Origin of the sequence: Psychrobacter sp. UBA2514, assembly GCF_002341255.1 — a bacterium.
Lineage (GTDB): Bacteria > Pseudomonadota > Gammaproteobacteria > Pseudomonadales > Moraxellaceae > Psychrobacter > Psychrobacter pacificensis.
This window is the reverse complement of record NZ_DDNS01000022.1, coordinates 1-24,106: the sequence shown is the minus strand read 5'-3', so window position 1 is coordinate 24,106 and position 24,106 is coordinate 1. Positions and strand designations below refer to the sequence as shown.

22 protein-coding genes and 1 rRNA gene are annotated in these 24,106 nt (G+C 43.8%); 10 read left to right on the top strand and 13 right to left on the bottom strand.

The features are described from left to right. Positions 1-51: 51 nt before the first annotated feature. Positions 52-864: an SPOR domain-containing protein gene (locus tag B3V51_RS07585; protein ID WP_286708174.1), complete on the bottom strand. Its 813-nt coding sequence runs from the start codon at positions 862-864 to the stop codon at positions 52-54. 87 nt (positions 865-951) lie between these two features. Continuing rightward, positions 952-2,781, bottom strand: a complete 1,830-nt coding sequence (gene argS, locus B3V51_RS07580) for an arginine--tRNA ligase (RefSeq protein WP_071002876.1) — start codon at positions 2,779-2,781, stop codon at positions 952-954. 443 nt (positions 2,782-3,224) lie between these two features. Between argS and B3V51_RS07575 the strand changes: the two genes are divergently transcribed. Continuing rightward, positions 3,225-3,443: a DUF2788 domain-containing protein gene (locus B3V51_RS07575; RefSeq protein ID WP_071002875.1), complete on the top strand. Its 219-nt coding sequence runs from the start codon at positions 3,225-3,227 to the stop codon at positions 3,441-3,443. A gap of 35 nt (positions 3,444-3,478) precedes the next feature. On the opposite strand, the gene B3V51_RS07570 is transcribed toward B3V51_RS07575, so the two are convergent. Genes B3V51_RS07570 through cmoA form a run of 3 tightly spaced genes read right to left on the bottom strand, consistent with a single transcriptional unit; the run spans position 3,479 to position 5,740 of the window. After that, positions 3,479-3,865, bottom strand: a complete 387-nt coding sequence (locus B3V51_RS07570; RefSeq protein WP_071002874.1) for a DUF1176 domain-containing protein — start codon at positions 3,863-3,865, stop codon at positions 3,479-3,481. Beyond that, a complete protein-coding gene (gene cmoB, locus B3V51_RS07565; RefSeq protein WP_071002873.1) occupies positions 3,852-4,904 on the bottom strand; it encodes a tRNA 5-methoxyuridine(34)/uridine 5-oxyacetic acid(34) synthase CmoB in 1,053 nt (350 codons plus the stop codon). Before cmoB ends, B3V51_RS07570 begins: the two co-directional genes overlap by 14 nt. A gap of 50 nt (positions 4,905-4,954) precedes the next feature. Next, a complete protein-coding gene (gene cmoA / locus B3V51_RS07560) occupies positions 4,955-5,740 on the bottom strand; it encodes a carboxy-S-adenosyl-L-methionine synthase CmoA (RefSeq protein ID WP_212564114.1) in 786 nt (261 codons plus the stop codon). Positions 5,741-5,950: 210 nt separating this feature from the next. Between cmoA and msrA the strand changes: the two genes are divergently transcribed. The 4 genes from msrA (at position 5,951) to B3V51_RS07540 (ending at position 9,757) form a co-directional block, all read left to right on the top strand. Further along, positions 5,951-6,472: a peptide-methionine (S)-S-oxide reductase MsrA gene (gene msrA, locus B3V51_RS07555; RefSeq protein ID WP_212564113.1), complete on the top strand. Its 522-nt coding sequence runs from the start codon at positions 5,951-5,953 to the stop codon at positions 6,470-6,472. A gap of 137 nt (positions 6,473-6,609) precedes the next feature. Further along, positions 6,610-7,275: a thiopurine S-methyltransferase gene (tmpT, locus tag B3V51_RS07550; protein WP_284719742.1), complete on the top strand. Its 666-nt coding sequence runs from the start codon at positions 6,610-6,612 to the stop codon at positions 7,273-7,275. Positions 7,276-7,334: 59 nt separating this feature from the next. After that, positions 7,335-8,057, top strand: a complete 723-nt coding sequence (locus tag B3V51_RS07545; RefSeq protein WP_284719743.1) for a DUF1499 domain-containing protein — start codon at positions 7,335-7,337, stop codon at positions 8,055-8,057. Positions 8,058-8,296: 239 nt separating this feature from the next. Then, positions 8,297-9,757, top strand: coding sequence for a lytic murein transglycosylase (locus tag B3V51_RS07540; RefSeq protein WP_284719744.1), 1,461 nt, complete (start codon positions 8,297-8,299; stop codon positions 9,755-9,757). 121 nt (positions 9,758-9,878) lie between these two features. Here B3V51_RS07540 and B3V51_RS07535 read toward each other — a convergent pair whose 3' ends face one another. The 4 genes from B3V51_RS07535 to B3V51_RS07520 form a co-directional block, all read right to left on the bottom strand. Beyond that, positions 9,879-10,178, bottom strand: a complete 300-nt coding sequence (locus tag B3V51_RS07535; protein ID WP_058024783.1) for a hypothetical protein — start codon at positions 10,176-10,178, stop codon at positions 9,879-9,881. A 236-nt stretch (positions 10,179-10,414) separates the two neighbouring features. Continuing rightward, complete coding sequence (locus tag B3V51_RS07530) at positions 10,415-11,422, bottom strand: DUF4062 domain-containing protein (protein WP_240365511.1); 1,008 nt, start codon at positions 11,420-11,422, stop codon at positions 10,415-10,417. Between the two features lie 165 nt (positions 11,423-11,587). Next, a complete protein-coding gene (gene murI / locus B3V51_RS07525; protein ID WP_379542925.1) occupies positions 11,588-12,478 on the bottom strand; it encodes a glutamate racemase in 891 nt (296 codons plus the stop codon). Between the two features lie 275 nt (positions 12,479-12,753). Continuing rightward, complete coding sequence (locus tag B3V51_RS07520) at positions 12,754-13,437, bottom strand: DUF1285 domain-containing protein (protein WP_093070458.1); 684 nt, start codon at positions 13,435-13,437, stop codon at positions 12,754-12,756. A gap of 453 nt (positions 13,438-13,890) precedes the next feature. On the opposite strand from B3V51_RS07520, the gene B3V51_RS07515 reads away from it, so the two are divergent. From B3V51_RS07515 to B3V51_RS07500, 4 genes are all read left to right on the top strand, one after another. After that, positions 13,891-15,528, top strand: a complete 1,638-nt coding sequence (locus tag B3V51_RS07515; RefSeq protein WP_186475467.1) for an electron transfer flavoprotein-ubiquinone oxidoreductase — start codon at positions 13,891-13,893, stop codon at positions 15,526-15,528. Between the two features lie 1,363 nt (positions 15,529-16,891). Further along, on the top strand, positions 16,892-17,152 hold the full coding sequence (locus B3V51_RS07510; protein ID WP_071002865.1) for a DUF4212 domain-containing protein: 261 nt from the start codon (positions 16,892-16,894) through the stop codon (positions 17,150-17,152). 4 nt (positions 17,153-17,156) lie between these two features. Next, entirely contained in the window at positions 17,157-19,025 is a 1,869-nt protein-coding gene (locus tag B3V51_RS07505; protein WP_284719745.1) for a sodium:solute symporter family protein, read from the top strand. Positions 19,026-19,164: 139 nt separating this feature from the next. Next, positions 19,165-19,698 (top strand): hypothetical protein, encoded by a 534-nt coding sequence (locus B3V51_RS07500; protein ID WP_186475378.1) that lies wholly within the window; start codon positions 19,165-19,167, stop codon positions 19,696-19,698. A 52-nt stretch (positions 19,699-19,750) separates the two neighbouring features. Here the strand turns inward: B3V51_RS07500 and B3V51_RS07495 are convergent, their stop codons facing one another. Together B3V51_RS07495 and B3V51_RS07490 are read right to left on the bottom strand one after the other, a co-directional pair. Continuing rightward, complete coding sequence (locus tag B3V51_RS07495) at positions 19,751-20,356, bottom strand: rhomboid family intramembrane serine protease (protein WP_212564106.1); 606 nt, start codon at positions 20,354-20,356, stop codon at positions 19,751-19,753. 40 nt (positions 20,357-20,396) lie between these two features. After that, positions 20,397-21,449: a 5'-nucleotidase gene (locus B3V51_RS07490; protein WP_186475376.1), complete on the bottom strand. Its 1,053-nt coding sequence runs from the start codon at positions 21,447-21,449 to the stop codon at positions 20,397-20,399. A gap of 284 nt (positions 21,450-21,733) precedes the next feature. Between B3V51_RS07490 and B3V51_RS07485 the strand changes: the two genes are divergently transcribed. Further along, on the top strand, positions 21,734-22,627 hold the full coding sequence (locus B3V51_RS07485) for a pirin family protein (protein WP_186475375.1): 894 nt from the start codon (positions 21,734-21,736) through the stop codon (positions 22,625-22,627). Between the two features lie 308 nt (positions 22,628-22,935). On the opposite strand, the gene B3V51_RS07480 is transcribed toward B3V51_RS07485, so the two are convergent. After that, positions 22,936-23,646, bottom strand: coding sequence for a hypothetical protein (locus B3V51_RS07480; RefSeq protein WP_186475374.1), 711 nt, complete (start codon positions 23,644-23,646; stop codon positions 22,936-22,938). A 219-nt stretch (positions 23,647-23,865) separates the two neighbouring features. Then, positions 23,866-23,979: ribosomal RNA gene (gene rrf, locus B3V51_RS07475) — 5S ribosomal RNA — on the bottom strand. Between the last annotated feature and the right edge of the window lie 127 nt (positions 23,980-24,106).

The following is a 24,106-nucleotide window of genomic DNA, read 5'->3' as shown; positions in this document are numbered from 1 at the left end:
ATGATCACAAATACTTCTTATATATACCGATTATTATATATAGCGCTTGGACTAACGACGCTGTTCAACGATAATAGAGTCAATACCGTTATTTTGTAGGCGCTGCTGTGCTGTTGTCACTGCCTGACGGTTACTTAACGGACGCGAGATTACCTGATAGATAGGTAAGCCATTACCTGTCGTATTTTTGACTACTCTGGCATCCACGCCTGCCATCAATACTTGGGCGCGGCGACGATCTGCTTCATCTGCATCACTAAAGCTATTGATCTGCAAAATATAGGTCGCAGCAGGTTTGGCCGCTTGAATACTTGCCGTACCTGCTCCTGCATTGTGGTTACGGGTCGCAGAGTTGCTGGTGTTAGCAGGTGGCGTGCCATCATAAGTTGCGTCCTCTTCAACAACAACAATATCGTCGCCCGCAGCAGTATTACTACCGCCACTGGTCTCGCCTGCAGGACTTTCCACATTACCAAAGCTACCAGCATTATCTATACCATTAGCTGCCGTACTATCCGGCTGGGTCACGACGACATCCGGCTCAAACGCGCCAATATCTCCTATCTGATCGTTATCAATCTCAGCGATATCTTCATCAGGAATGGTTGCCATCTCTTGATTGGGCAAAATATCGTAGAATTCATAATCGCCATTATCGGTATCAGTATCTACGCGCGGCTGCACCTGCCTGTCAGGATCGTTCTCGGCGCTACCATCAGCGGGACTAAAGTTGAATAATGGTGAAAGGTAGATAAATACCCCGATCATAAGGGTCAATACCGCCCCAACAAACATCCACAATAAGCCCGATACGCTACTTGATTTGCGCTTTTCTGTTGCGCCTTTCGGTTTTTTGGCTAGCATGGATCTCGTTCTCCCTACTGAATTTAACGGTCATCATCGAATTAATGCTATTGGCTGTCTATACTCATGTCACATGTTAGAAAATGACTACATAGCAGAAGGTGCTGACAAACCAAGCAGACCAAGGCCGTTCGCCAAGACCTGTCTAACTGCTTTGGACAAGCGCAAACGTGCTTGCATCAATGCCATCTCATCTGAGCTTGGTGTTTCACCTGTCGTGAGACTGACAGGCAAAATGCGATTGGTGTCATACCAACCATGGAACAATGCAGCAAGCTCTTTTAAGTAGTTAGTCAAGACATGCGGCTCGTAGCCAGTCGCTGCACGTAATAGTGTCGCTGGATAACCAGCTAACAGTTTAATCAACTCGTCTTCATTGGGCGCATTAAGCAAATCTTGATGTGCCAAACCAACAGCATCATCTACTGCCAAATCGTAGGTTGCCAGTTTTTCTAATACACGGCAAACGCGCGCATGCGCATACTGAATATAATACACTTGATTGTCTTTGCTTTGTGATTTGGCAAGCTCTAAATCAAAGTCAATGTGTACTTCAGGCTTACGCGCGACATAGTAAAAACGCGCCGCATCATTGCCGACTTCTGCACGTAAATCACGCAAAGTAACGAACTGACCTGAGCGTGAAGACATTTGTACTTTTTCACTGCCGCGCCACAATGCCACAAACTGTACGAGCACGACATCAAGACGTTCAGCATCAATCCCCAACGCGAGCAGCGCCGCTTTTACGCGTGGCACATAACCATGGTGGTCGGCGCCCCAAACGTTAATCACTTTGTCAAAACCGCGATCAAACTTGTTTTTATGATAAGCAATATCCGAGGCAAAATACGTCGACTGACCATTAGCACGGCGAACCACGCGGTCTTTTTCATCACCAAAATCGGTCGATTTGAACCAGATGTTGCCGTCTTTTTCGTACAAGTAACCTTTGTCATCGAGTATTTGTAGGACAGGCTCAATCTCGCTATCAATCGATCTTTCACTGAACCAGCACTCGTAGCTCACACCAAAGTCATTCAAATCGTCTTTGATATCGGCCAAAATACTGCTCAAGGCGGCATTTAAAAACAGCGCATAGCTGTCACCAAGCAAGGCTTTGCTACCCGCAATCAAGCCATCAATATGCGCTTCTTTGTCACCTGAAATGAGCGTTTTTTCGCCATCCGCATTGATCTCAAACTTTGCGTCTTCTGGTACGTCTTTGGCAACATCGGCAAAACGATGAACGTAGCTGTCACCATGCTGCGTTTTTAATGTCTGTGCGATATCACTGACATAATCGCCTTGGTAGCCGTTGATTGGGAACGTGATTTGCTCACCATTTAGCGCCAAATAACGCAAATAGGTACTGGTCGCCAAAATATCCATCTGACGACCCGCATCATTGACATAATACTCGCGAGTGACGTCGTAACCGATGGCTTCTAGTAAGTTTGATACGCTCATACCAAACGCTGCACCGCGTCCGTGACCGACATGCAGGCTTGAGGTCGGATTGGCAGAGACAAACTCGACTTGTACCTTTTGACCATCAAACTGATTACTCAGACCAAAACGATCTTGCTGAGTAAAAATATCGTCCAATACCGCAAACTTAGCCTCTGAGTTTAAAAATACGTTGATAAACCCAGGACCGGCGATTTCTACTTGGCGAATGTCTTGATTCTCAGGGAGTGCATTGACGATTTTTTCGGCAAGTTGGCGTGGATTGGCCTTGGCCGCTTTGGCCGCCGTCAGTGCGATATTGCTGGCAAAATCACCGTGGCTTAAATCTTTCGTACGCGTGATTTGGCTGTTGTTCTGCCAGTCGCTTGGTAGCGTACCATCTGCTTGTAGGGTTTGAATGGCATCATTGAATAGGGATGCAAGCGTATCAATTTGGGCTTGTGACATAGGGATTTGAACTCAATTAAATAAACAACAAAAACGGTGCGAATGCGAGCAGTCGATAACTGCTTATTATAGTGCCGACCGACATTGCAGGGATAAAATAATGCAAAAAGATAAGTAATCTGTAAATATAACAATCTTTGCGCTTTATTGCACCATTTGCGCCAAAATTAGCCCTAAAATCTTACCGTTATGACAACTAATATTGATAATTGGGATTAATATAAATTTTGTTCGCTCGTTTGCTGATGCTTAGTAAAATAAATCTGGTATAAATAATATAAAATCAATGAGCGAATGACTTTGTCAATTGTAGCGTTCCTGTTGCCCGATACTGGGCAGTCGTTTATACCCAACCGCTTACACGTTATAATGATGGTTTATATTGCGCTTCTATGACGCTTTTACGCCATAGAAGACGCGTTATTACCCTATAGGATTACGCTATGTTTGCTATTGCTGCCAGTACGGTCACCAGTTGGGGCTTGTACGTCTTACTGCCGATATTCATCGCTTTCTTATTCTTTATCATGTGGGATATCTCTAAAACTTCTGATGCTGGGCGCGCAGGTACCTTTTGGATCTTTTTGGCCCTTGGCGCAGGCTCTGTTGGTTTCATCCTTAAAATAGTCATGGAAGTCGCTTTCAAAAAATGGCTGATATAATCAGTCATTTTTCGTCATTAAATCCCAAATATTTCTTATCGAGCCTTATCGATAATTGCTTGTGTTTGCTTAGCAGATAGATCATATAATGCAGCGTCACTTCCAGCGGGCTGCAATGTCCCATAGTTTTTATTATTTAACCACAGCTCAGCCTTATCTTTGGATACTTTTGATGCCAACTGAATTTGTGCCTTTGGCAGCGCTACTTTTGGCGATACGGTGAATAGCACTGAAACAGGCTTATCTATTGAGGCGTCACTTGAGTAGCCTGCCACTCGGCAAGTACGCGTATTATCACAAACCACTTGCCAGTCGTCTTGTACAAAACCTGAATCTTTGGATGGTGTCCCGTATCCTGCGAGAGCAGGTAGCGATAGCAAGCTGATGGTAGCTACAATAAAAGTCTTGCTACTTTTTCGCAATCAAAGTCGCACGCATGGGTGCAGGATATCCTTCGATGGTCTTAGTTGAGTCATTAGGATCTAAGAAGTCTGCTAACGAATGATAGGTCATCCATTCGGTTTTTCGTTGTTCCTTCATTGAGGTGACAGCCACATCGACACAACGCACTTCTGAGAAACCTGCTTTTTCTAGCCAACCTATCAATGCGGCGACCGATGGTAAAAAATACACGTTATTCATCTGCGCGTAGCGGTCGTGCGGTACTAGGACTGTATTGGCATCGCCTTCGATAACTAACGTCTCAAGCACTAGCTCACCGCCTTTGACCAACTGCCCTTTCAACTGTTGTAAATGCTCGAACGGTGACTGGCGATGATAGAGCACACCCATGCTAAATACGGTGTCAAACAGTTGGCTATGCTCTGGCAAGGCCTCGAGCGGCACAGGAATATAATGCGTACGGTAACGGCCTGTATTATGAGTATGGGCATCCGCGCTACCGACAAAATGACGAATCGCCATAAACTGATGGTAAAACAAGCATGACGGATCAATAATAATGACCGTGTCCGCGCCAGCCCCTGCCATACGCCAACCGTGATAGCCAGAACCTCCGCCCACATCCAATACACGCCGACCATCAAGCCTACTTAAATGCGGCGCAACACGTTGCCATTTCCAATCACTATGCCACTCGGTATCGATCTTAATACCTGACTCATCATCGCCGATTTGACCGCCAATCTGAAATGGGCCTTTACGCCACGGCATCAACTGCTTTAATAACGCCGTTGTTTGTTTGCGCTGAGACTCATTTAGACTTGCCTCAATCGTCAATATATCGCTGTTGAGATCGACGTGATTGACAGCCAATTGTGGTAAACGAGCGACTGACGCTTGATAAGCAGGCGCATGTGCGTAGTTAGCTTTGTCCTTGATGTCATTTAACCATGTTGGCAGTCGCGTCAGCCACTCATAAGCGCTCGGCTGCTGCTGAGCCAGCTCTAATAGGGTTAAATATAGTTCGCGTTCGGCGTGCGTAATTGTGTCGTTTAGCATAGAAGCAGATTACCGTAATGATGAAGAAATAACTGTGTTAAAAGTAAGGATTATTTAAACGCCACAATAGAGACAAAATTTAAAAACTGAAACCACGTCAGATGACGTTTAAAGCCAACCTGATCTAACCGTGCATGATGCTCATCTAGCGTATCGGTAATCAGCACGTTTTCTAATGCATTACGCTTGCCACTGATTTCCATTTCGGTATAGCCATTGGCACGCTTAAAGTCATAATAACGCTCAACCAACCACGCATCATACTGCTCATCAAAGGCATGAGTTTTTTCGGTTAATACCAGTATGCCGCCTTCGCTCAAGGCCGCATAGATTTTTTCTAATACTGCGACTCTATCGGCTGCTGGTAAAAACTGTAGCGTTAGGTTTAAAATCACCATGTCGCATGGCTCAAGCTCAACGTCGCGAATGTCTGCAGTAATGACTTCGATATCGTGCTCAGGATAATTGTCACTCAATAACGTCGTGGCTTCGGACGTCATCGCGGGGGAGATATCAATCGCCTTAATCTGCAAGTCTTGCGGGTCAAACTCACCAGCCAGCGTCATACTGGCGGCACCAAGCGAGCAGCCCAAGTCATAAATACGGCTAACGCGTTGACCACTATCGCCCTGCTGACGATACTTGCAGTGACGACGGGCAAATATGGGCAGCATGGCCAATACCTGACCATAACCGGGTACGCTACGGCGAATCATATCGGGGAAACAAGCCACCACTTGCTCATCAAAAGAAAAACGCGCCGCTTTGTCCAGCGGTGTGGTAAATAGCGTATCATGCTGGATGGCTGGGGCAGTATCGGGCGTTGGCTGGCTCATGGTCACACTCATTATTCAAATAAAATGATTGGCAAACCGCACCGTTTTTATTAGCGCTGCGGTCATACCACACGTAGCAAAAGCCCATTATAACATTACTGTTTGTTACTTATCGCCACCAGATGCCCTGCTAAGCTAAACGATATTGTTTGATAGATAACACCTAGGCAAACAACGATGATTTTATATTTATAAAAATAGGAAAAAATTATGCAAACAATCGTATTAGGCGGTGGCTGCTTTTGGTGCACCGAGTCTGTCTTTTTATCCGTAAAAGGCGTGCAGTCTGTCGTTTCAGGCTATATGGGCGGCGATGCAGTATCAGCCAATTATGAAGCCGTATGCGGTGGTGACACTGGACACGTCGAAGTCATCAAAGTCGAATTTGATGAGACGACCGTCCCGTTGGAAGTCATCCTCGACGTATTTTTTGCCACGCATGATCCCACAACGATGGATCGTCAAGGCAATGATGTTGGCAGTCAGTATCGCAGCGTGGTCTTTTATACTGAGGAAGATCAAAAACCAACGGTTGATCGCACCATTAATAAGCTGCGTGATATGGGCATCAATGTCGTCACAGAAGTACACCCTGCTGTTGAATTTTACCGCGCAGAAGAGGCGCATCAAGACTTCTTTAACAGAAATCCAGGACAGGCTTATTGCAATTTTGCCATACCACCAAAGCTTGCCAAACTGCGTAAAGAATTTAGTCAATATATGACGAGCTAAACGATTGATTAACAAATCCTGCTTGCTAACAGCCAAATGCTTATAAAATAGGTGTTTGGCTTTTTATTGTGTTCAGCATTTTCAAATAAGACGTTATTATAAAGATATCAACAAATACCTATAGATAGGCGTAAATTATGAATCCCGAATTTTGGCACAAACGCTGGCAAGAAAAGCGTATCGGATTTAATCAGTCAGCTGTTAATCCATTATTAACTGAGTATATTGATCACTTAGATTTAGCAGTCGGTAGCCGTATCTTTGTTCCTCTTTGCGGCAAATCTATCGATATGGTTTGGCTCGCGGCACAAGGGTATGATGTGGTGGGCGTTGAGTTGGTTGAGACAGCCGTACAAGCATTCTTTGCTGAACAAAATATCCAACCTATTGTCTCTCAGCATGTAGAAAATCCAGATATTAAATACTACCAAGGTCAGCTGGTAGATGGTGATGAGCAGCGAAATATTACACTCTGGGCCGCTGATATCTTTGCTTTGACCTCTACAGATCTAGGTACTATCGATGCGATATATGATAAAGCAGCTTTGATTGCTCTGCCAGCTGATATGCGTCCCGACTATAGCGAACAGATACGTAAAGTTAGCGACAATGCGCCACAATTGCTAATAACGCTTAATTACGATCAAAGTAAAAAAGATGGGCCGCCGTTCTCTATCAATCATGAGCAAGTGCAGCAATATTATGGCAGTCACTATCAGATTTGTAAGCTAGCAAGCGAGCCTAGCTCTATTGGCTCCATGCCTGACCTAAAAGTGACAGAGCAGGTTTGGCTATTGAAATAAGCAATAAAGAATTGGTTTGCGCAGCAATGATCAATGTTCAATCATGATGGAGAAGCGCAATGAAAATATTCGTTGGTCTGATAAGTTTGATTGCTGTCTTACTGGTCGTGCTCGCAGGGCCACTCTATCAATTTGGCATGATCGGTTTAGCGACTGCATTTACAGGGTTTAAATTTGGGGTATTTGCTGGTATCGCGGCATTGATACTACTAGCCATACAGCTATTGTTTAAACGAAACACGGCGAGTATTGGTAGCGCGTTAATCTCGGCAGTGCTTGCCATCACTGCCATTGCTATTCCTTTAAGCATGATGAATACCGCCAAAAACGTACCGCCCATCCATGATATTTCTACCGACTTGATGAACCCACCTCAATTTGTGGCGATTGCCCTACTACGCGCTGATGCACCCAATCCAGTCGCTTACGATGGTATCGAGACCGCAGAGCAACAGCGTATCGGTTATCCTGAATTACAGACATTACGCTATGACCAAACGCAACCTGAATTGGTTGCGGCAAGCACACAAGCCATTGAAAACTTGGGCTGGGAGCTGGTCAATATTGATGCAGATAAAGACATTATAGAAGCGATAGAAGCGACGGACATCACTGCTTGTTTCGGTTTTAAAGACGATATCGTCGTCCGTATCACGGATAGCGAGAATGAACGTTTAGTCGATATACGTAGTAAGCCGCGGATTGGTGGCGGCGATTTGGTTAAAAATGCGGCGCGGATTCATGGCTTTATTAAAGAGTTGGATAATTTGCTAGCTAAGTAGATAGGTTCTATTTGCTAAAAAATTTCTGAAATTTAAATGCTGTCTGACACTTTGAACTTTTAGCTCAACAAAATACTCTCCCAACCTCACGCCATCGTCAATTTATCGTAACCATTCATAATCTTAGTACTTCGACAGCTTTTCTTTACTGTTTAGATTGGTTACTCTACCTTGATACCACTTTTAGCCTTTTGATTTTTGTCTCTTAGCAGCCAACTTAACGTTTATAGGATATTTTCATGCGTTTGACTCCTTTTTCTACCTTGTCATTGCTTAGTGTTGCAGTTGGCATTAGCCTTGTGAGCACTGCCCAAGCAGCTCAGCCGCCCGCTCCAGATCTGTCCAATAGTGAATTTCAGCAATGCTTGGATGGCCTAAAAAATTCGAGCAAGTTTCGCGGTGTCAGTAGCTATACCTTTAACAACTATCGTCCAAGCCAGCCTGATCCTAGTGTCATTCAGTCACTCAACTATCAGCCAGAGTTTCAAAAAGATGTCTGGGATTATCTCTCAGCGCTAGTAGACAAAGAGCGTGTCGAAGATGGTATTCGTGCCAAGCGCCAGTGGCGTGACACGCTGCGCCAAATCGAATCGCGTTATGGGGTAAAAGCAGAGCATGTGCTTGGCGTATGGGGTGTAGAATCCAACTTTGGTCAAACCTTAGGTAAAAAACCCTTGTTTGAATCGTTAGCGACATTGTCTTGTTTTGATCGTCGTCAAAGCTACTTTCAAGGTGAGTATGCCAATGCCCTAAAAATCGTACAAAATGGTGATATCGCGCCCAATGATATGACAGGCTCATGGGCAGGTGCGTTTGGGCAAACGCAGTTTATGCCTAGTACCTTCTTAGAGCTAGCAGTAGACGGTGATGGTGATGGACGTCGTGACCTTGTTAATAGTGTGCCTGATGCGCTCGCCTCTACTGCAAATTTTTTAGACAAACGTGGTTATCGTACGGGCGAGCCTTGGGGTTATGAAGTTAAACTACCTGATGGATTTTGGGCGGCTTCCAACCGTAAAGACAAAAAATCTATCAGCCATTGGCGCAATCAAGGTCTAACGCTGGCTAACGGCAGTCCGCTGCCTTATGACTTGAGTCGTGCGGGTTTATTGCTACCAGCTGGTGTCGATGGTCCTGCGTTTTTGGTTGGTAAAAACTTTGATACGTTCTACTCGTATAATGCTTCAGAAAACTATGCTTTGGCGATCGCCCATTTATCAGATTTGATTACTCGCGAAGACAGTAGCAAAACAGACTTTATCACTGCTTGGCCAACAGACGATCCTGGTATCAGTCGTCAACAAGCAAAAGATATTCAGCAAGCCTTACTAAATGCAGGCTATGATATTGGTGGTGTTGATGGCATCATTGGGGACAATACCCGTACCGCTATCCAGCAATATCAGACCAGTCGTGGCATTTTCCCAGCAGATGGACGCGCAGGCCAAAAGTTCTATCGTGCTATCATTGGTAATGCAGCACCAAGCCCAGGGCAGTACGGTCAGCCAGCAAATAGCCGTCCTTTGAACCCTGCGCCTGCTGATCGTATGGGGCAGCTAATTGAGCAGCAGACCACTACGCCTAATAGCTATTCTTCTCAACCATCGATAAGTCCTTCAACTTCTACTAATACGCGCTATCGCCGTGTTGCTAGTGCCGATGGGACGATCAAGCTAGTTCGCATTGACGAAGGGTCATAATAATGTAACGAATAGTCCTACCGTAAATCATTAAAAAAGCCATGCTATGATTAGCGTGGCTTTTTTATGTTTGATGCCTAGTGAAGACCTTCACCTATCACATCGATATTTAAAGAAAGATTTAGACAATGGGTGGCGGGTTTGGCTTACCGTTGTCACCGTCCCAGTTTTCACGAGCGTTATCGTCTAGATCAGCAGCCGTTTTTGGCTCCCACTTGCCATTTTCTTTCCAAGTCGCATCACCCCAGTCTTCATCTTCTGCTTTTCTATCCAAATCTTTGTAGGCTTGGCTAGGGTCGATACCGCGACGTTTCATATCTGCCACTTGTTCTTCTAGTGTATGAAATTGATCAGCGTCATGCATGTTTTTCTCTAGACCATCAAGCTCTCTTAATAACTCGTCATTTTTAGCGTTGCTCATTGTATGCTCTCCTTAATCGGTCAATAGTGTAATACGTTTTATGCATTTTTAATTTTAATACCAGTTTTAATATAAATAAGATTAGTATCTGATGGTTCTTATTATCACGAGTCTTGAATCGATTCACAACCATTGCCGCGTATGCTTTGTATTACAAAACGTAGTCATGGTCACCGTGAGCATTTCTGCAGAGAATTTTTGATGATATTAAAGGGTAGCAGTCATGAGGATGGATCTTATTCAGACGTTTGAGAATCTTCATTTTCTAGTAGGCTTCTGGCATGAAAAGTAAGCTTCCAAAGCTCTTGTGACAAACGTGTACCGTAGGTCGTCAATTGTATCCAGTTGGCGCTTACTAGCTGACGTTGTAGGTTATTGAGATCATCTTGAGAGATTTGGCAGCGTGAGACAGCGTGAACGTTTGGCATATCGTTTTTGATATCTATCTCAGCTTTTGGCGCGATCAGACGATTAATGGCATTTTGTAGCCCGTAGCTCGAAAATGTAGACGGTATTTTCATTAAGGTGATTAATACTTCTTGCCAAGATAATATTACTTCTCTGGTAACATCCTTCAAGTTACCACCTTCATAAGCTTGAGCACTATATTGCACATCAAACGTTTGTGTCAATACAATTGGTTTGCTAACATTGTCAGCCGCAAAACTCTCATCAACAGAACGTTCTTTCTTGGTATTAGTATTAGTATTCTTAGATAAGAGATCAGCAAGTCTTTCGGCGACCGTTTGTCGACTAAATTTAATCATCTCCTCAGTCGCTCTCACCCAGCCACCTCTCACTTTATGACTGGCTACTGCGCTGTAGTAGGCTTGTACGAGTAACGCTTCGATATCGTCCTCTGTATCATAGTAATAAATCTGATTTTCTTGCCTAGAGACGAGTTTAATCAGTTCTTGTAATTGGCGACTGACACCCGTTTCTTGGTAGTGATTTTTGATGAAAATCAGTAGGGGCTTGGCTTTAGCTTTGGCATTCAGGTAACTCAAATGCATTTGGCTCACGCCTGTCTTTTGTACGGCTCCGTAACTGTCTCCAATGATCATCAATGCATAATCACAAGAATCAATACATTGTCGACCATATAGCGAAGCTTTTGGCAACTTGCTAGACACATCATAAGTCAAAAACGCCCGTACTTGAAAAAATATCGCTACGCTGTCCAACACCAATAATTGATCGTTGTCAGCACATATAACATGAATATGATAGCGGCGATGTGGCACGATTACCTCTGAGCTTAGGTTGCGGCATAAAAGGGAATAAAACGAAATAGAGCAAAAATATCTTGTTTTGTATCAACTCGCACAGTCTTGCGAAAATACATTCGACGTATTTTAACCACATCCATGCTGCAATAAAGGTTTTTGCATAAATATCTTTGCTCACCATTACTCAGAATAGTATTGCAGTATAGTCTCTTGACCAAGTAAGCGTTCAATCAAAGCGCTTAGTCTATCACTATATTTAGTCGCATGGAAAGTTAATGGCTGTCTGATATCAACATTTGTCTTATTAATCGCACTCAAATCCTGAGTACTTGTCTCATTATAAAGAGTGGCTGACATCTGATTTGCGACCAATAGCTGCTTGACTCGTTCAGCGATGGCTTGCCCAGAGTCAACCACCTGTATGGCCAACTGCTGCTGCGCAATTTCGTCTAATAAAAACGATTTAAAAAATGGATAATGTGTACAGCCTAGCACGAGATGATCAATTCCTTCATTTGCAAATACTTGTATTTGTTGGCGCAAGCGCTGCGCGGTCTCATCTTGTAATGGCATGCCAGCCTCAACCCAAGGTACCAGCTGTGGATCAAAATATTTTGTCACCACCGTACCATTTGGATTGGCAAAATTGGTAATAACGTCATTAAGCAGCCGGCCATTGAGCGTCGCCTTCGTGGCCAATACCGCGACATGACCGCTGTTGCTTGCCAATATCGCAGGCTTTAACGCTGGTACTAGACCTACAATAGGCATATTCGGATAAGAGCGTCTCGCTGTATCTAGGGCATAAGCTGATGCGCTATTACAAGCGATCACAATCAGCTTACAGCCTTGCTTATGCAGCCATTCAACGGCTTTTAGCGTGAGCGACTCGATATCATCGCTCTCGCGGTTGCCATAAGGGACATTTAAGGTATCAGCGTAATATATATAGCGCTCATTAGGTAGTTGCTGGGCTAAATGCAAATAAACCGATAAGCCGCCAATCCCCGAATCGAATAGTCCTATTGGAGCACGTTGAGCATCATCAATGCTGATTGCATCGATAACCATTGCATTCATGCCAGCATTGTTAATAGAAGTGTTTGACAGCACATGACTATCCAAAATATTTGTTTGTTCTATATTTGCTTGACTTGTTGTCATCTGATTTGCAGCACTCGCCATCGTTACTTCACCGCCACTTTTAGATACATATCATCATCTCTATATTATCTCTGATTTCTACTCAATCAGAGATATCTGCGTTTCTTGTATTATGACATCTCCACTGATGAAATAGATTTTATTGTCATAATCTATAAATGCTGCTGTTGATGTATTAACGTTTAACGGTCTGGCATAGTCATAGAGTAAGACTTCCCACCGCTTTGTAAGGTCAACATCGTCTTACCATCATGCTCTGTTAGTTCACCAATCTCCGTCAAATGATAAAAGGTATTTCGTCCAATCAGCGCGTTCAGACCATTTCTTACTGGCATATAAGGGCGTATTTGCGACTCATCTATACGGGCTGCGGCATTATCAGGCTGATATGCTTGTAAGCTAATGGGATGCTCATCGTCCAAGCGCACCACGTCACCGGTGGTGGTCACAAACTCCAACCAGCTCACCTCATTTTCTTTTACGATACCGACATCATTGATCAGCAATGGCACATCTTCTACTTGAATACGGATTTTTTGCACAGGAGTTTTCAAAAAATATTCGGTTACACCGTCACTCTCTTCTTTCCACAAGATGGTTGCAAAGAGATTGACGAGTGACTGTCTGGTCATTTTCCCACCCTCATGCCACCACTCGCCATTTGCTTTTATCACCAGATCCATATCGGCAATATTTTCTGGATGCCATTTATCAAGTGGCGGTATTTCTCGTCCTTCACGAGTGGCAGCGGTTGATTTGAGATATTGGCTGAGGGCATTCATATTATTTAGACTGGAGGTCTTATTGACTGGGGCTTCCAAATTATTTCCGTTATTCCCATCAGTATAATTGTTATCATTATTCATCGCACAATCCTTTATCTAGTATTCAAAGTTTGGCAAATCTATTATTACTATAAATTTTTGTTTCGGGTATGATGAAGCTTTATCATCTAAACACCCTTATTGTTTCAATATAACCTTAACACCGTTGCTCATAAATGCGTATCGTGTTTGTAGGACTTTTCTTTTATAATGAGTAACGATTTTTTATTGAAATGGTCAAGTGGATTTTGTATTGATGACACATTTTTATCGGGCAGCCATATGTCTGAGTGACGTTAGCGCCGCAAATCTATTATTCGGTTGTTACGCTAATGATGCCCTGAGATAAGCCACTAAAGTTTAGGAGTAGGTATGCAAGAGCAAGACAATCAAGCGCCAGTTGTAGACAGCACTACTGTAGACGCTGACGCACCAGTAGTAACAGAGACGGCAGCGCCAGTCGTAGAGCCGGAACCTGAGATCGAGCGTGAGTCCATGGAGTTCGATGTCATCATCGTTGGCGGCGGGCCTGCAGGTCTCTCTGCTGCTATTCGTTTACGTCAGCTCGCTATCGAAGCAGGCAACGATGAGTTTATGGTGTGTGTGGTCGAAAAAGGCTCCGAATTTGGTGCCCATACCTTATCAGGTGCAGTCATCGAACCACGCGCCTTGAATGAGCTGATTCCAGACTGGAAGGACAAAGGCGCTCCACTTAACGTACCAGCGACGGAAGATCGGTTTTATTATCTAAACTCTGCCACACGTTCAACTCAAGTACCGCACTCATTGATTCCAGGCCCAATGCATAATGACGGTAACTACATTGTCTCATTAGGCAATGTGGTTCGTTGGTTGGCTGTACAGGCAGAAGAGCTTGAAGTGATGATGTTCCCAGGATTCCCTGCCGATGACATCTTATACAATGACGATGGTTCGGTAAAAGGGATTTTGACTGGTGATATGGGTGTGGCTGCCAATGGCGAAGCCAAGCCAAGCTTCGAGCCTGGCTATGAGCTGCTGGCCAAATACACTATTTTTGCCGAAGGCAGCCGTGGACACTTGGGCAAACGCTTAATCAGTCGTTTTGATCTAGATAAAGACTCTGATCCTCAGCATTACGGTATCGGTCTAAAAGAATTGTGGGAAGTCGAGCCTGACAAGCATGAGCAAGGCGTGGTCATGCACGGTCTTGGCTGGCCGTTGACCGAAACTGGCTCAACTGGCGGATGGTGGTTGTACTTCGATGAAAACAACCAAGTAAGCTTTGGCTTAGTGGCGGATCTGTCTTATCACAACCCTTACATGTCGCCATTTGATGAGATGCAGCGCTTGAAGACCCATCCTGTTATCAAGCGTGTTCTAGAAGGTGGTAAGCGTATTTCTTATGGTGCCCGAGCGTTGACTAAAGGCGGGCTTAACTCATTACCAAAATTCACATTCCCAGGCGGTGTGTTGGTGGGTGATGATGCTGGTTTCTTGAACCCCGCAAAAATCAAAGGCACCCATACCTCGATGAAGTCAGGCATGCTCGCCGCCGAAGCGATCTTTGAAGCGCTACAGGCAGAGCGTCAGCATGACGAAGTAGTGGCTTATAGCACCATGTACAAAGAATCATGGCTCTATCAAGACAACTATGAGGCACGCAACTTCTCTCCTGCAATCCACCGCATGGGTCTGTTTATGGGCGGTGCTTTCACCTTTATCGAGCACAACTTATTAAAAGGCAAAATGCCGCTGACCTTGCATGATAATGTACCAGATTACGATCAGTTAGAGCGCGCCAATCATGCTTATCAGCCGACTTATCCCAAGCCTGATGGCAAGCTGGTATTTGATAAATTGTCATCGGTATTCATCTCAAATACCAACCACGCAGAGGATCAACCAACGCATCTGAAGCTGACTGATCCAACCGTGCCTATCTCAATCAACTTACCGCTCTATGCTGAGCCTGCACGCTTGTATTGTCCAGCGGGTGTATATGAAGTGGTCAAAGATGCTGAAGGCGCCAAATTCGTCATCAATGCGCAGAACTGCGTGCATTGTAAAACATGTGACATCAAGGACCCATCACAGAACATCACGTGGGTAACCCCAGAAGGTGGCGGTGGCCCTAACTATCCAAACATGTAAAAGATGATGTAACATCATAAAGATCAATAAGAACCGCTCTTCTCTATATAAAGAGAAGAGCGGTTTTTTCGTTTAAGCAGACTATGTTGACCTACTACTTATAACTCTAAACTCTCTGAGAATAGAATCTAATCCATCCAAGCATGACGATTGGCCTCGTCTTTCGGCTTCACGCAGCTGTCAGGATTAAAGATGGTTTTCCGTTCTATAAGCTGATTTTACAATCAGCACAATCGCTGCTGAGAGTTGGCTACAGTGAGCCATGTCTTAAAAACATCATGATGACTGCTTGATGGTTATTGTTCGCTGCACAAAGACGAAGGCCATCGCTGAAGTACAGTCTAGCGATAAGTGACGGTATTTTGACTAAAGCGCGGCTATTTCGTTCAGCTTATATCTTTTTTTACCTATTCTATGAACCATAAAATCTATACATTCAATTTATTGCTGCCATTTTATAACCGTATTCATTTGTATCCATACGCAATAATTAACTTTTGTTTTATTAAATAGTGGATATCACCTTTATTTCAATTAAAAATACGATATTAGTAATAATTTGCCTACAATGTCCGATTACCGTTATACTCGAATCCACATGAGGACAAGATCATTATTGGGATAAAAAATATTAGCAATCAGCCATATTTTTTAGCATTTTAAATCACCATGAAGGTTGTGGATTTAACAAAATTGACATATAACTGTCCATATATCCGATATTTACTGTGGGTAAAACATTACCTGTTTGATACTGAGTAGTTGTATTTATACATATTTTGTTACAAAAAGCTTGTGAAATATACTTATTGTGAATTACTGAGATTTTGTATATATTCCCAATAGGGTTTAGATGATTGATGCTTATAGTATCGATATAACCCTATTATGGCGTACACGTTTGGATCATTACCCAATGACGTTCTACCATAACCATCATGGTGATATAACCACCATGTGAACAAGCCATACTCTCTTTTGTCAAGAAGACAAGAGTTAAAAAAGACAGCGGATTGTCTCTCTTCGGCACCACTCCCTCTTTTTTTCATGATGATGGCAATAGCGTTAAGCACTGACTGGCCAATCACCGCATGCTTACGCGTAATAATGACCATGTACGACCTGTAATCGTTTGTCTATCTACTGTTTTTAGTCACCACAAGTGTGCTAAAAATATAACAAGCGTTATCCACCTGTTGGTTTGATCGGCCATTTGATCGCTTGGTTTGTATCTAATCTATATACCGTTAATAGCTTCTACAATCAGATTGGGTGTTATTAACAAAGTATTGGTACACATTATCATTGAATGGCTATCGCCAACCACTCACCCTGTTTTATGTAAGACAAAAGGAGTTGTCCTATGAAAAACCATGATGATCCCTCTGGATATTGGCGTGCCAATGTGCGGCTGATTTTAGGTTGCCTAGTCGTTTGGGCGCTGTGTTCCTATGGCTTTGCTATTTTGCTACGGCCTTTATTGGCGGGCATCGCCATTGGCGGTACTGATCTGGGCTTCTGGTTTGCGCAGCAAGGCTCTATTGCGATCTTTATTATCATCATCTTTTTTTACGCGTGGCGTATGAATAAGTTGGATAAACAATATGGCCTAGACGAGGAATAGCCTTATGAGTCAATTTGTAATTAATATTATCTTTGTGGGGCTGTCTTTCGCGCTATATTTTGGGATTGCGATTTGGGCGCGTGCAGGATCGACCAGCGATTTTTATGTGGCAGGTGGCGGTGTACACCCCGTACTCAATGGTATGGCAACAGGCGCAGACTGGATGAGTGCAGCGTCATTTATTTCTATGGCAGGTCTACTCGCGGCAGGCGGCTACGGTGCGTCTTCTTATTTGATGGGCTGGACAGGTGGCTATGTGCTACTGGCCATGCTACTGGCACCTTACTTGCGCAAGTTTGGTAAATTTACGGTTCCTGATTTTATTGGGGACCGTTTTTATTCTAAGACCGCAGCCATGGTAGCAGTTGCTTGTTTGATTATTGCGTCAACCACCTATGTTATCGGTCAGATGACGGGTGCAGGCGTGGCATTTTCGCGCTTTTTGGAAGTCGAGAACAACACAGGTTTGATTATTGCAGCATTTGTGGTGTTCTTTTACGCGGTACTTGGCGGTATGAAAGGGATTACCTATACGCAGGTGGCGCAGTATGTGGTGTTAATTATCGCTTATACCATTCCTGCGGTCTTTATCTCGCTTGAATTGACGGGCAACCCGATCCCTGGGTTTGGTATGTTCTCAACTCATACAGAATCAGGCTTACCGCTATTGACCAAACTTGATCAAGTGGTGACAGATTTAGGCTTTGCCTCGTATACCGCTGATGTGCCCAATAAGCTAAATATGGTGCTGTTTACGTTGTCATTGATGATTGGTACAGCAGGCTTGCCGCACGTCATCATTCGCTTTTTTACCGTACCCAAAGTGGCCGATGCGCGCTGGTCAGCGGGTTGGGCATTGGTCTTTATTGCCCTGCTCTACTTCACTGCGCCTGCGGTAGGCTCTATGGCACGTTTGAACTTACTTGATACCATCTACCCACAAGGCGTGAATGAGCCTGCGCTCGAGTATGACCAACGTCCAGATTGGATGCGTACATGGGAGCAAACAGGTCTAATCAAATATAACGATCTAAACGGCGATGGCCGCATTCAGATGTATAACGATAGTGGCCTTGGCGCAGCGGAGCTGGCTTTAACCAATGCCGAAACCGAAGGTGGTGATGTTGGCGCGGCTACTACGGCGGTTGACGCCGCTCGCGTCTTACACGATCTTGAAGCTGAAGGCCGCTTTGCTGATGCAGGCTGGGCAGGTAACGAGCTAGATGTCAATAACGATATCTTAGTATTGGCAAACCCAGAGATTGCGCAGCTACCACCATGGGTGGTTGGTCTGATCGCAGCAGGTGGTCTGGCCGCGGCCCTATCAACCGCCGCAGGTCTACTGCTCGCCATCTCATCAGCCATCAGTCATGATTTGATCAAAGGTCACTTTAACCCCAATATCACGGATAAAGGCGAGCTGATGGCGGCGCGTATCTCAATGGGTGTCGCGATTGTGGTCGCTACATGGTTGGGTATGAACCCACCAGGCTTTGCTGCTCAGGTGGTGGCACTGGCCTTTGGTATCGCAGGGGCGTCGCTCTTCCCTGCCTTGATGATGGGTATTTTCTCAAAACGCATCAATAATGTCGGCGCGATTGCCGGTATGCTCACAGGCCTAATTACCACCTTGGTCTATATCTTTATGTACAAAGGCTGGTTCTTTATCGCTGGTACGGCCAACCTACCTGATACGGCTGAATACTGGATTCTTGGTGTCTCGCCACTGTCATTCGGTGCGATTGGAGCGCTATTGAACTTTGCAGTTGCCTTTGCAGTCTCTTACGGTACCAAAGCGCCTCCAAGAGAGATTCAAGAGTTGGTCGAAAGTGTCCGTTACCCACGCGGCGCAGGTGGTGCGGTTGATCATTAAGCCGACTTTCGTTTTTATCTGTTAAGATGACCATCACTCATGAGCCACAGCTGCTTGTGGGTGATTTTTTATGGTATCACTGCTTGATTGATGAATTAACCAACTGACACATTGACCCACCGCTTTGAGGATTTATTTTATGATTTATGAATTTATTGCGACCATCGCTGCTGGGTTTGGTATGGCTGGGTTGGCTCTGATTATCACACATTTGAGCAAACTGGCAGGAAAGCGTGCGCCCAAGTGGCTGATTCCATTGTTTGCTGCCATCGGTATTTTTGCGTTTCAGATTCATCAAGAATACAACTGGTACGATCAGCAAGTGGCTCAGCTGCCAGAGGGTGTCACCGTCATCAAAAAAATCGAGGATACCGCTTGGTTTCGACCTTGGTCTTACCTAAAGCCTCAGACCGTGCGCTTTATGGCTGTTGACAACGAACGTGCCCGCAGTGCCGATCAGGGTCTATATTTGGTCAATTTATATTTGTTTGAGCGGCGTATGAGTGTACAGCAGATGCCACAAGTGATTGACTGCCGTGCGCCTGCACGTGCCGATTATAGGATACCTGTAGCCAAAGACCGTGAGCTTGGCTTGAGAGAATATGTGGCAAATACCACCCAATGGCGACCGCTAACTACTGACGATCCTTTGTTTTTGAGTATTTGTCAGTAAAACCAGCAAAACCACACCATGACAAGATGGTTAAATCAGCAGCCTTAAGCACTTATTGATGGCGACTGACACTGGTATAGTGATGCTTGGAAGTTGCCCCCAGCAGTAACCCTGCGCACAATCCCCCAAAATGTGCGGCAAAAGAGACTCCCGGCTGCGGCATCAGACCTTGCTTGATGGTCAGCCAGTAACCTGTTCCCATGATAATACAGGCCAATAAATATCCCCAACGCCGCGCAAATAATGCGCCGCCTATCATGTAACCAAACATCGCAAAACACAACCCTGATGCCCCGATATGAATAGAGGATGGTGACCCAATCACCCAAGTAACCAATCCTGAAGCGATGACCAGTTTGATAATGGTACGGTAAGCGTTTTTCTCAAATAATCCGAACAAAAACAAAATTTGTAGTAGTGTTACTGTGTTGCCAATTAAGTGTGACAAGTTGCCATGCATCGTCCATGAGGCGAATACTCCGATCATGCTACCCACATCTAACGCGCGCGGTACAATTCCAAAGATATTCCACAGTCCAAATAGCACGCTTTCATTCAGAAAAAACATGCCCCACATCGGTATGAGTACAAAAGCGTATAAACCAACAACCTGCTTTATTCGCGCCACAATCAAGTTGAGCAATTGCTGCCAATTCATATACCATCCTATTGTTTAAATTTCGCTTATCTGTACATGCTCAATGATTTACTACAAATAGTGGGCGCACAGCAGGCTTGAATGACAATAATGTTGCATCTTTATCGTTAGTTAGATAGCTATCACCGTGCAGTAACGACGTCGAACGATAAGGAACCAAGGCTGTAGGTATAAATCGACGTGCTGCATCGATATGCTTGATTGAATCATCAAAGAATATATGCGGTGCAAATGTCCTAAGCACTGCTGTTTTTTCCAGCCCTCCTAAAAAAAATGCCATATCGACATTCACGCCCCACTCTCGCAGCGTTTTAATAGCGCGCAAATCAGCAGGTGCATTACGGGCGGTCACAAGCGCAATTTTGATTGGCGAATACTGTAAACCAGCCGGTAAACGTTCCTGTAAATTTGACAGTTTGATCAATAGCTCAGCGTAAGGGCCTTTTTCAATCGGTAAATCACGCATTTTTACTTCACGATCGTGAAAAGCTCGTAGCCCCTTTTGCTTATAGAGTAACTCGCCAGAATCATCAAACAATACCGCATCGCCATCGAAGGCAATACGTAGCTGATCCGTATCTAACTTATAGGTATTGACAGGAGTAGCGTCTAATATGGCACAGGCACAGATATTGGCATCCGCCACTTGCTGCGCATCTTCGCGATTGGTCGTCAAAAACAGATCGACATTAAAATCTTTGATATATGGAGCGACAGGACTTCCGGATACAAAGGCGGAACGTGAAATATTCAAACCGTTGTCACGAATGGCATTGAGCACTTGAATGCCAGTATCAGGACTGCTCTTTGAGACGATGACGACTTCCACAAGTGGCGACTCAGTCGTTAAATCCGCTGATAGACAGTCGTTACAGTAATTATTTAGATTGAGCAGTGCTTTGATTAATGGATATCCTGCACCACTATCTAATGGCTGATCTTCACGCTTCGCCATATAATCGCGAAACTCCTTTACTGCCTCGTCAGGGCGCTGCTGTAGTAGCTGTAAAAGGTGGTTCTCAGACTCCGTTAAATCAAACAATGCTGTCGCTGATATAGCCACTATTAAAGTATTGGTTAAATCGACTGCCATATTATCCGTTCTCTATTCTAAGCATGGTATTGGTTAATGCTCATCAGTTTAGCAACTAAACCTCAGTAGGTAAGTAAGATTTTTATTATTGGCTACTCTTTAATAGTAATCCCTTTTGTACTGATAATGTACTGATAATTTATTAAATAATACTTAATTATCGTTATTACCTATTAATATAAATTATATAATACTATTGAAATATACCCCTTTGGCCTCAAATAAATAGCTAAGAGTAATAAATCAATGCTCACCAACAGATATTAAAAAATCAGGAAAGAATAATGAATAATACTGTAGCGAATAGCAAAAAAGACACCGTTACCCAATCGCGTCAAATCGAGCAGCTTTTTGCTGGGGTTGATACCCAAGACGGTGCTGGTGTTAAACTCACTCGCGTACTGACGCAGCAGCTGCAACAGCGCCTCGATCCGTACTTGATGCTAGATAACTTCAAAAGTGACAATCCAGATGATTATGTCGCAGGGTTCCCCAATCACCCGCATCGCGGCTTTGAAACCATTACTTATATGATTACAGGCCGTATGCGTCATCGTGATAGCGCGGGTAACGAAGGGCTATTACAGAACGGCGGCGTGCAGTGGATGACAGCGGCGAGCGGTGTTATTCATTCAGAGCTACCGGAACAAGAAGACGGCGCGATGGAAGGCTTTCAGCTGTGGCTTAATCTACCTGCCAAAGATAAAATGAATAATCCGTGGTATAAAGACTTCCAAAGTGAGGACTTGCCTAAATACACAACTGTAGATGGCGTAGACGTTACGGTAATCGCAGGTAGATCGCATGGCGTAGAAGGTGCAGTCACCCGCGATATTACTGAGCCGACGTATTTGGATATTCATCTACCTGCAGGGACTAGCTTTAACCAAGCCATTCCAGCCGATCACAATGCGTTTGCCTTTGTGTACCGCGGTACGGTGGATATTGCAGGCGAAACCGTGCTGACTAAAAACATGGCTATCTTGAAAAATGACGAAGATGCCGACGGTGTTACAATCACAGCCGATAGTAGTGAGGATACCAAAGTAATCTTAATCACGGGCCGCCCACTACGCGAGCCGATTGTGCAATACGGTCCCTTTGTCATGAACAGTCAGCAAGAAATCATGCAAGCGGTCACTGACTTCCAAAGTGGTAAGTTTGGTGAAGGGGCTTGATGGCTAGGCTAGTTTGTTAGATACTTTACTGGATGTTAAAGCCCATATTAGTTTCCTAATATGGGCTTTTTTGGTGGGAGAGATTCTGGCTTTAGTTATTTATGGTCATTACTAAACGTCAATTATCGTAAGACGTGAATTGAATACTGAATTTCTTAGAACACTGAAGCTAATCGTAGAGAGTAGATAATATACCGATCATATAAAGTAGCTTAAAATACAGCAGTTAGGGTTTAATTTTCAGCTTATTTTTTAGACTTAATGGCTATTTTAAGTTATATGTAAAACTTTCATACTGCATAGTTTCTTTATTTATGCATATCTACTATCTGTATGATCTGCTTTCTGCGCTCATCCGTTATAAACTTACAGTCATTTAGCAGTTTTATTATAGGTAATAACCTACCATGATAATACAAAATCGTTGGCGAGAACTTGCCTGAATGATTGCTACTATAGTCCTGGAGTATTTCTACCATACTTTCTGTAACTTCGGTCAAAGAATAGACATATGACCAAACCACTGAACCCTCTTGTTGTGCAGTATTTACAAACTCTACATAGCTATCACTCCAACTCAAAGGATTATCTAACCGAGCGCTTTCGATACACATATGAAATATTTTCAATCTAGGCTGTGTTCTTTCTTCAGAAATAACACAATCTAATAAGAATGAAATTTGGACTTCTGCATTCGCAAGAACTGATAATGTTTCATTATCTTGAGTTTGCTGTCTCGTCAACTCTAAGTCATCAGCAGCAATTTTTGCTGTTCTCGCTAAGTAAGTAACTGATTCTTTAAATTCCAGTATTTGAGAAGTCAAAGTCTTATATAACATTATAATAGCAAGCAAAGCTATAAGTGGACTTAGAACCCCACCAAAAAAAGAGCCAAATTCAGCCCAAGAAGTATGTTCTAAAGAGAAGTTAGTACCGAAAAAGTAAATATACACAAAAGTTATAATCGTAATTAGTACTAGTCCTGACACGGGAATCCACACTGTATTATTATTTTCCATTTACGAATACATCCTCTTCAAATGAGTAATTTGAACTTATTATATTTATTTTTGATATTTTATCTTTATAGCTTAAAAATTCAGATTGCATTATGCACTGTATAAGATATCTATATAATGTAATATTCAAAACTATTAAGCAATCTTTCTAATCTCTAAACAATCAGATAAAAAAAGCCCCCTTAACAATTAAGTTAAGGGGGCTAATCAGGAATAAGGAGCTGACGATGACCTACTCTCACATGGGCGAACCACACTACCATTGGCGCAACGATGTTTCACTTCTGAGTTCGGGAAGGGATCAGGTGGTTCACGCTTGCTATGGTCGTCAGGCGTAACTGTAAATGCATACCATGCTGTGTTTTGTGTGCGTCTCTTACCAAGCCGTTTGATCGGCTCAGTACACGTATCCGGTTATCCGAGTGTTTTCACACTCATCGTTATCACGGCGACCAGACCC

Bases quoted from the DNA above. Each gene is read 5' to 3' on its own strand.
- B3V51_RS07585 (WP_286708174.1), bottom strand. From the start codon at position 864: ATGCTAGCCAAAAAACCGAAAGGCGCAACAGAAAAGCGCAAATCAAGT.
- argS (WP_071002876.1), bottom strand. From the start codon at position 2,781: ATGTCACAAGCCCAAATTGATACGCTTGCATCCCTATTCAATGATGCC.
- B3V51_RS07575 (WP_071002875.1), top strand. From the start codon at position 3,225: ATGTTTGCTATTGCTGCCAGTACGGTCACCAGTTGGGGCTTGTACGTC.
- cmoB (WP_071002873.1), bottom strand. From the start codon at position 4,904: ATGCTAAACGACACAATTACGCACGCCGAACGCGAACTATATTTAACC.
- cmoA (WP_212564114.1), bottom strand. From the start codon at position 5,740: ATGAGCCAGCCAACGCCCGATACTGCCCCAGCCATCCAGCATGATACG.
- msrA (WP_212564113.1), top strand. From the start codon at position 5,951: ATGCAAACAATCGTATTAGGCGGTGGCTGCTTTTGGTGCACCGAGTCT.
- tmpT (WP_284719742.1), top strand. From the start codon at position 6,610: ATGAATCCCGAATTTTGGCACAAACGCTGGCAAGAAAAGCGTATCGGA.
- B3V51_RS07545 (WP_284719743.1), top strand. From the start codon at position 7,335: ATGAAAATATTCGTTGGTCTGATAAGTTTGATTGCTGTCTTACTGGTC.
- B3V51_RS07540 (WP_284719744.1), top strand. From the start codon at position 8,297: ATGCGTTTGACTCCTTTTTCTACCTTGTCATTGCTTAGTGTTGCAGTT.
- B3V51_RS07535 (WP_058024783.1), bottom strand. From the start codon at position 10,178: ATGAGCAACGCTAAAAATGACGAGTTATTAAGAGAGCTTGATGGTCTA.
- murI (WP_379542925.1), bottom strand. From the start codon at position 12,478: ATGGTTATCGATGCAATCAGCATTGATGATGCTCAACGTGCTCCAATA.
- B3V51_RS07520 (WP_093070458.1), bottom strand. From the start codon at position 13,437: ATGAATAATGATAACAATTATACTGATGGGAATAACGGAAATAATTTG.
- B3V51_RS07515 (WP_186475467.1), top strand. From the start codon at position 13,891: ATGGAGTTCGATGTCATCATCGTTGGCGGCGGGCCTGCAGGTCTCTCT.
- B3V51_RS07510 (WP_071002865.1), top strand. From the start codon at position 16,892: ATGAAAAACCATGATGATCCCTCTGGATATTGGCGTGCCAATGTGCGG.
- B3V51_RS07505 (WP_284719745.1), top strand. From the start codon at position 17,157: ATGAGTCAATTTGTAATTAATATTATCTTTGTGGGGCTGTCTTTCGCG.
- B3V51_RS07500 (WP_186475378.1), top strand. From the start codon at position 19,165: ATGATTTATGAATTTATTGCGACCATCGCTGCTGGGTTTGGTATGGCT.
- B3V51_RS07495 (WP_212564106.1), bottom strand. From the start codon at position 20,356: ATGAATTGGCAGCAATTGCTCAACTTGATTGTGGCGCGAATAAAGCAG.
- B3V51_RS07490 (WP_186475376.1), bottom strand. From the start codon at position 21,449: ATGGCAGTCGATTTAACCAATACTTTAATAGTGGCTATATCAGCGACA.
- B3V51_RS07485 (WP_186475375.1), top strand. From the start codon at position 21,734: ATGAATAATACTGTAGCGAATAGCAAAAAAGACACCGTTACCCAATCG.
- B3V51_RS07480 (WP_186475374.1), bottom strand. From the start codon at position 23,646: ATGGAAAATAATAATACAGTGTGGATTCCCGTGTCAGGACTAGTACTA.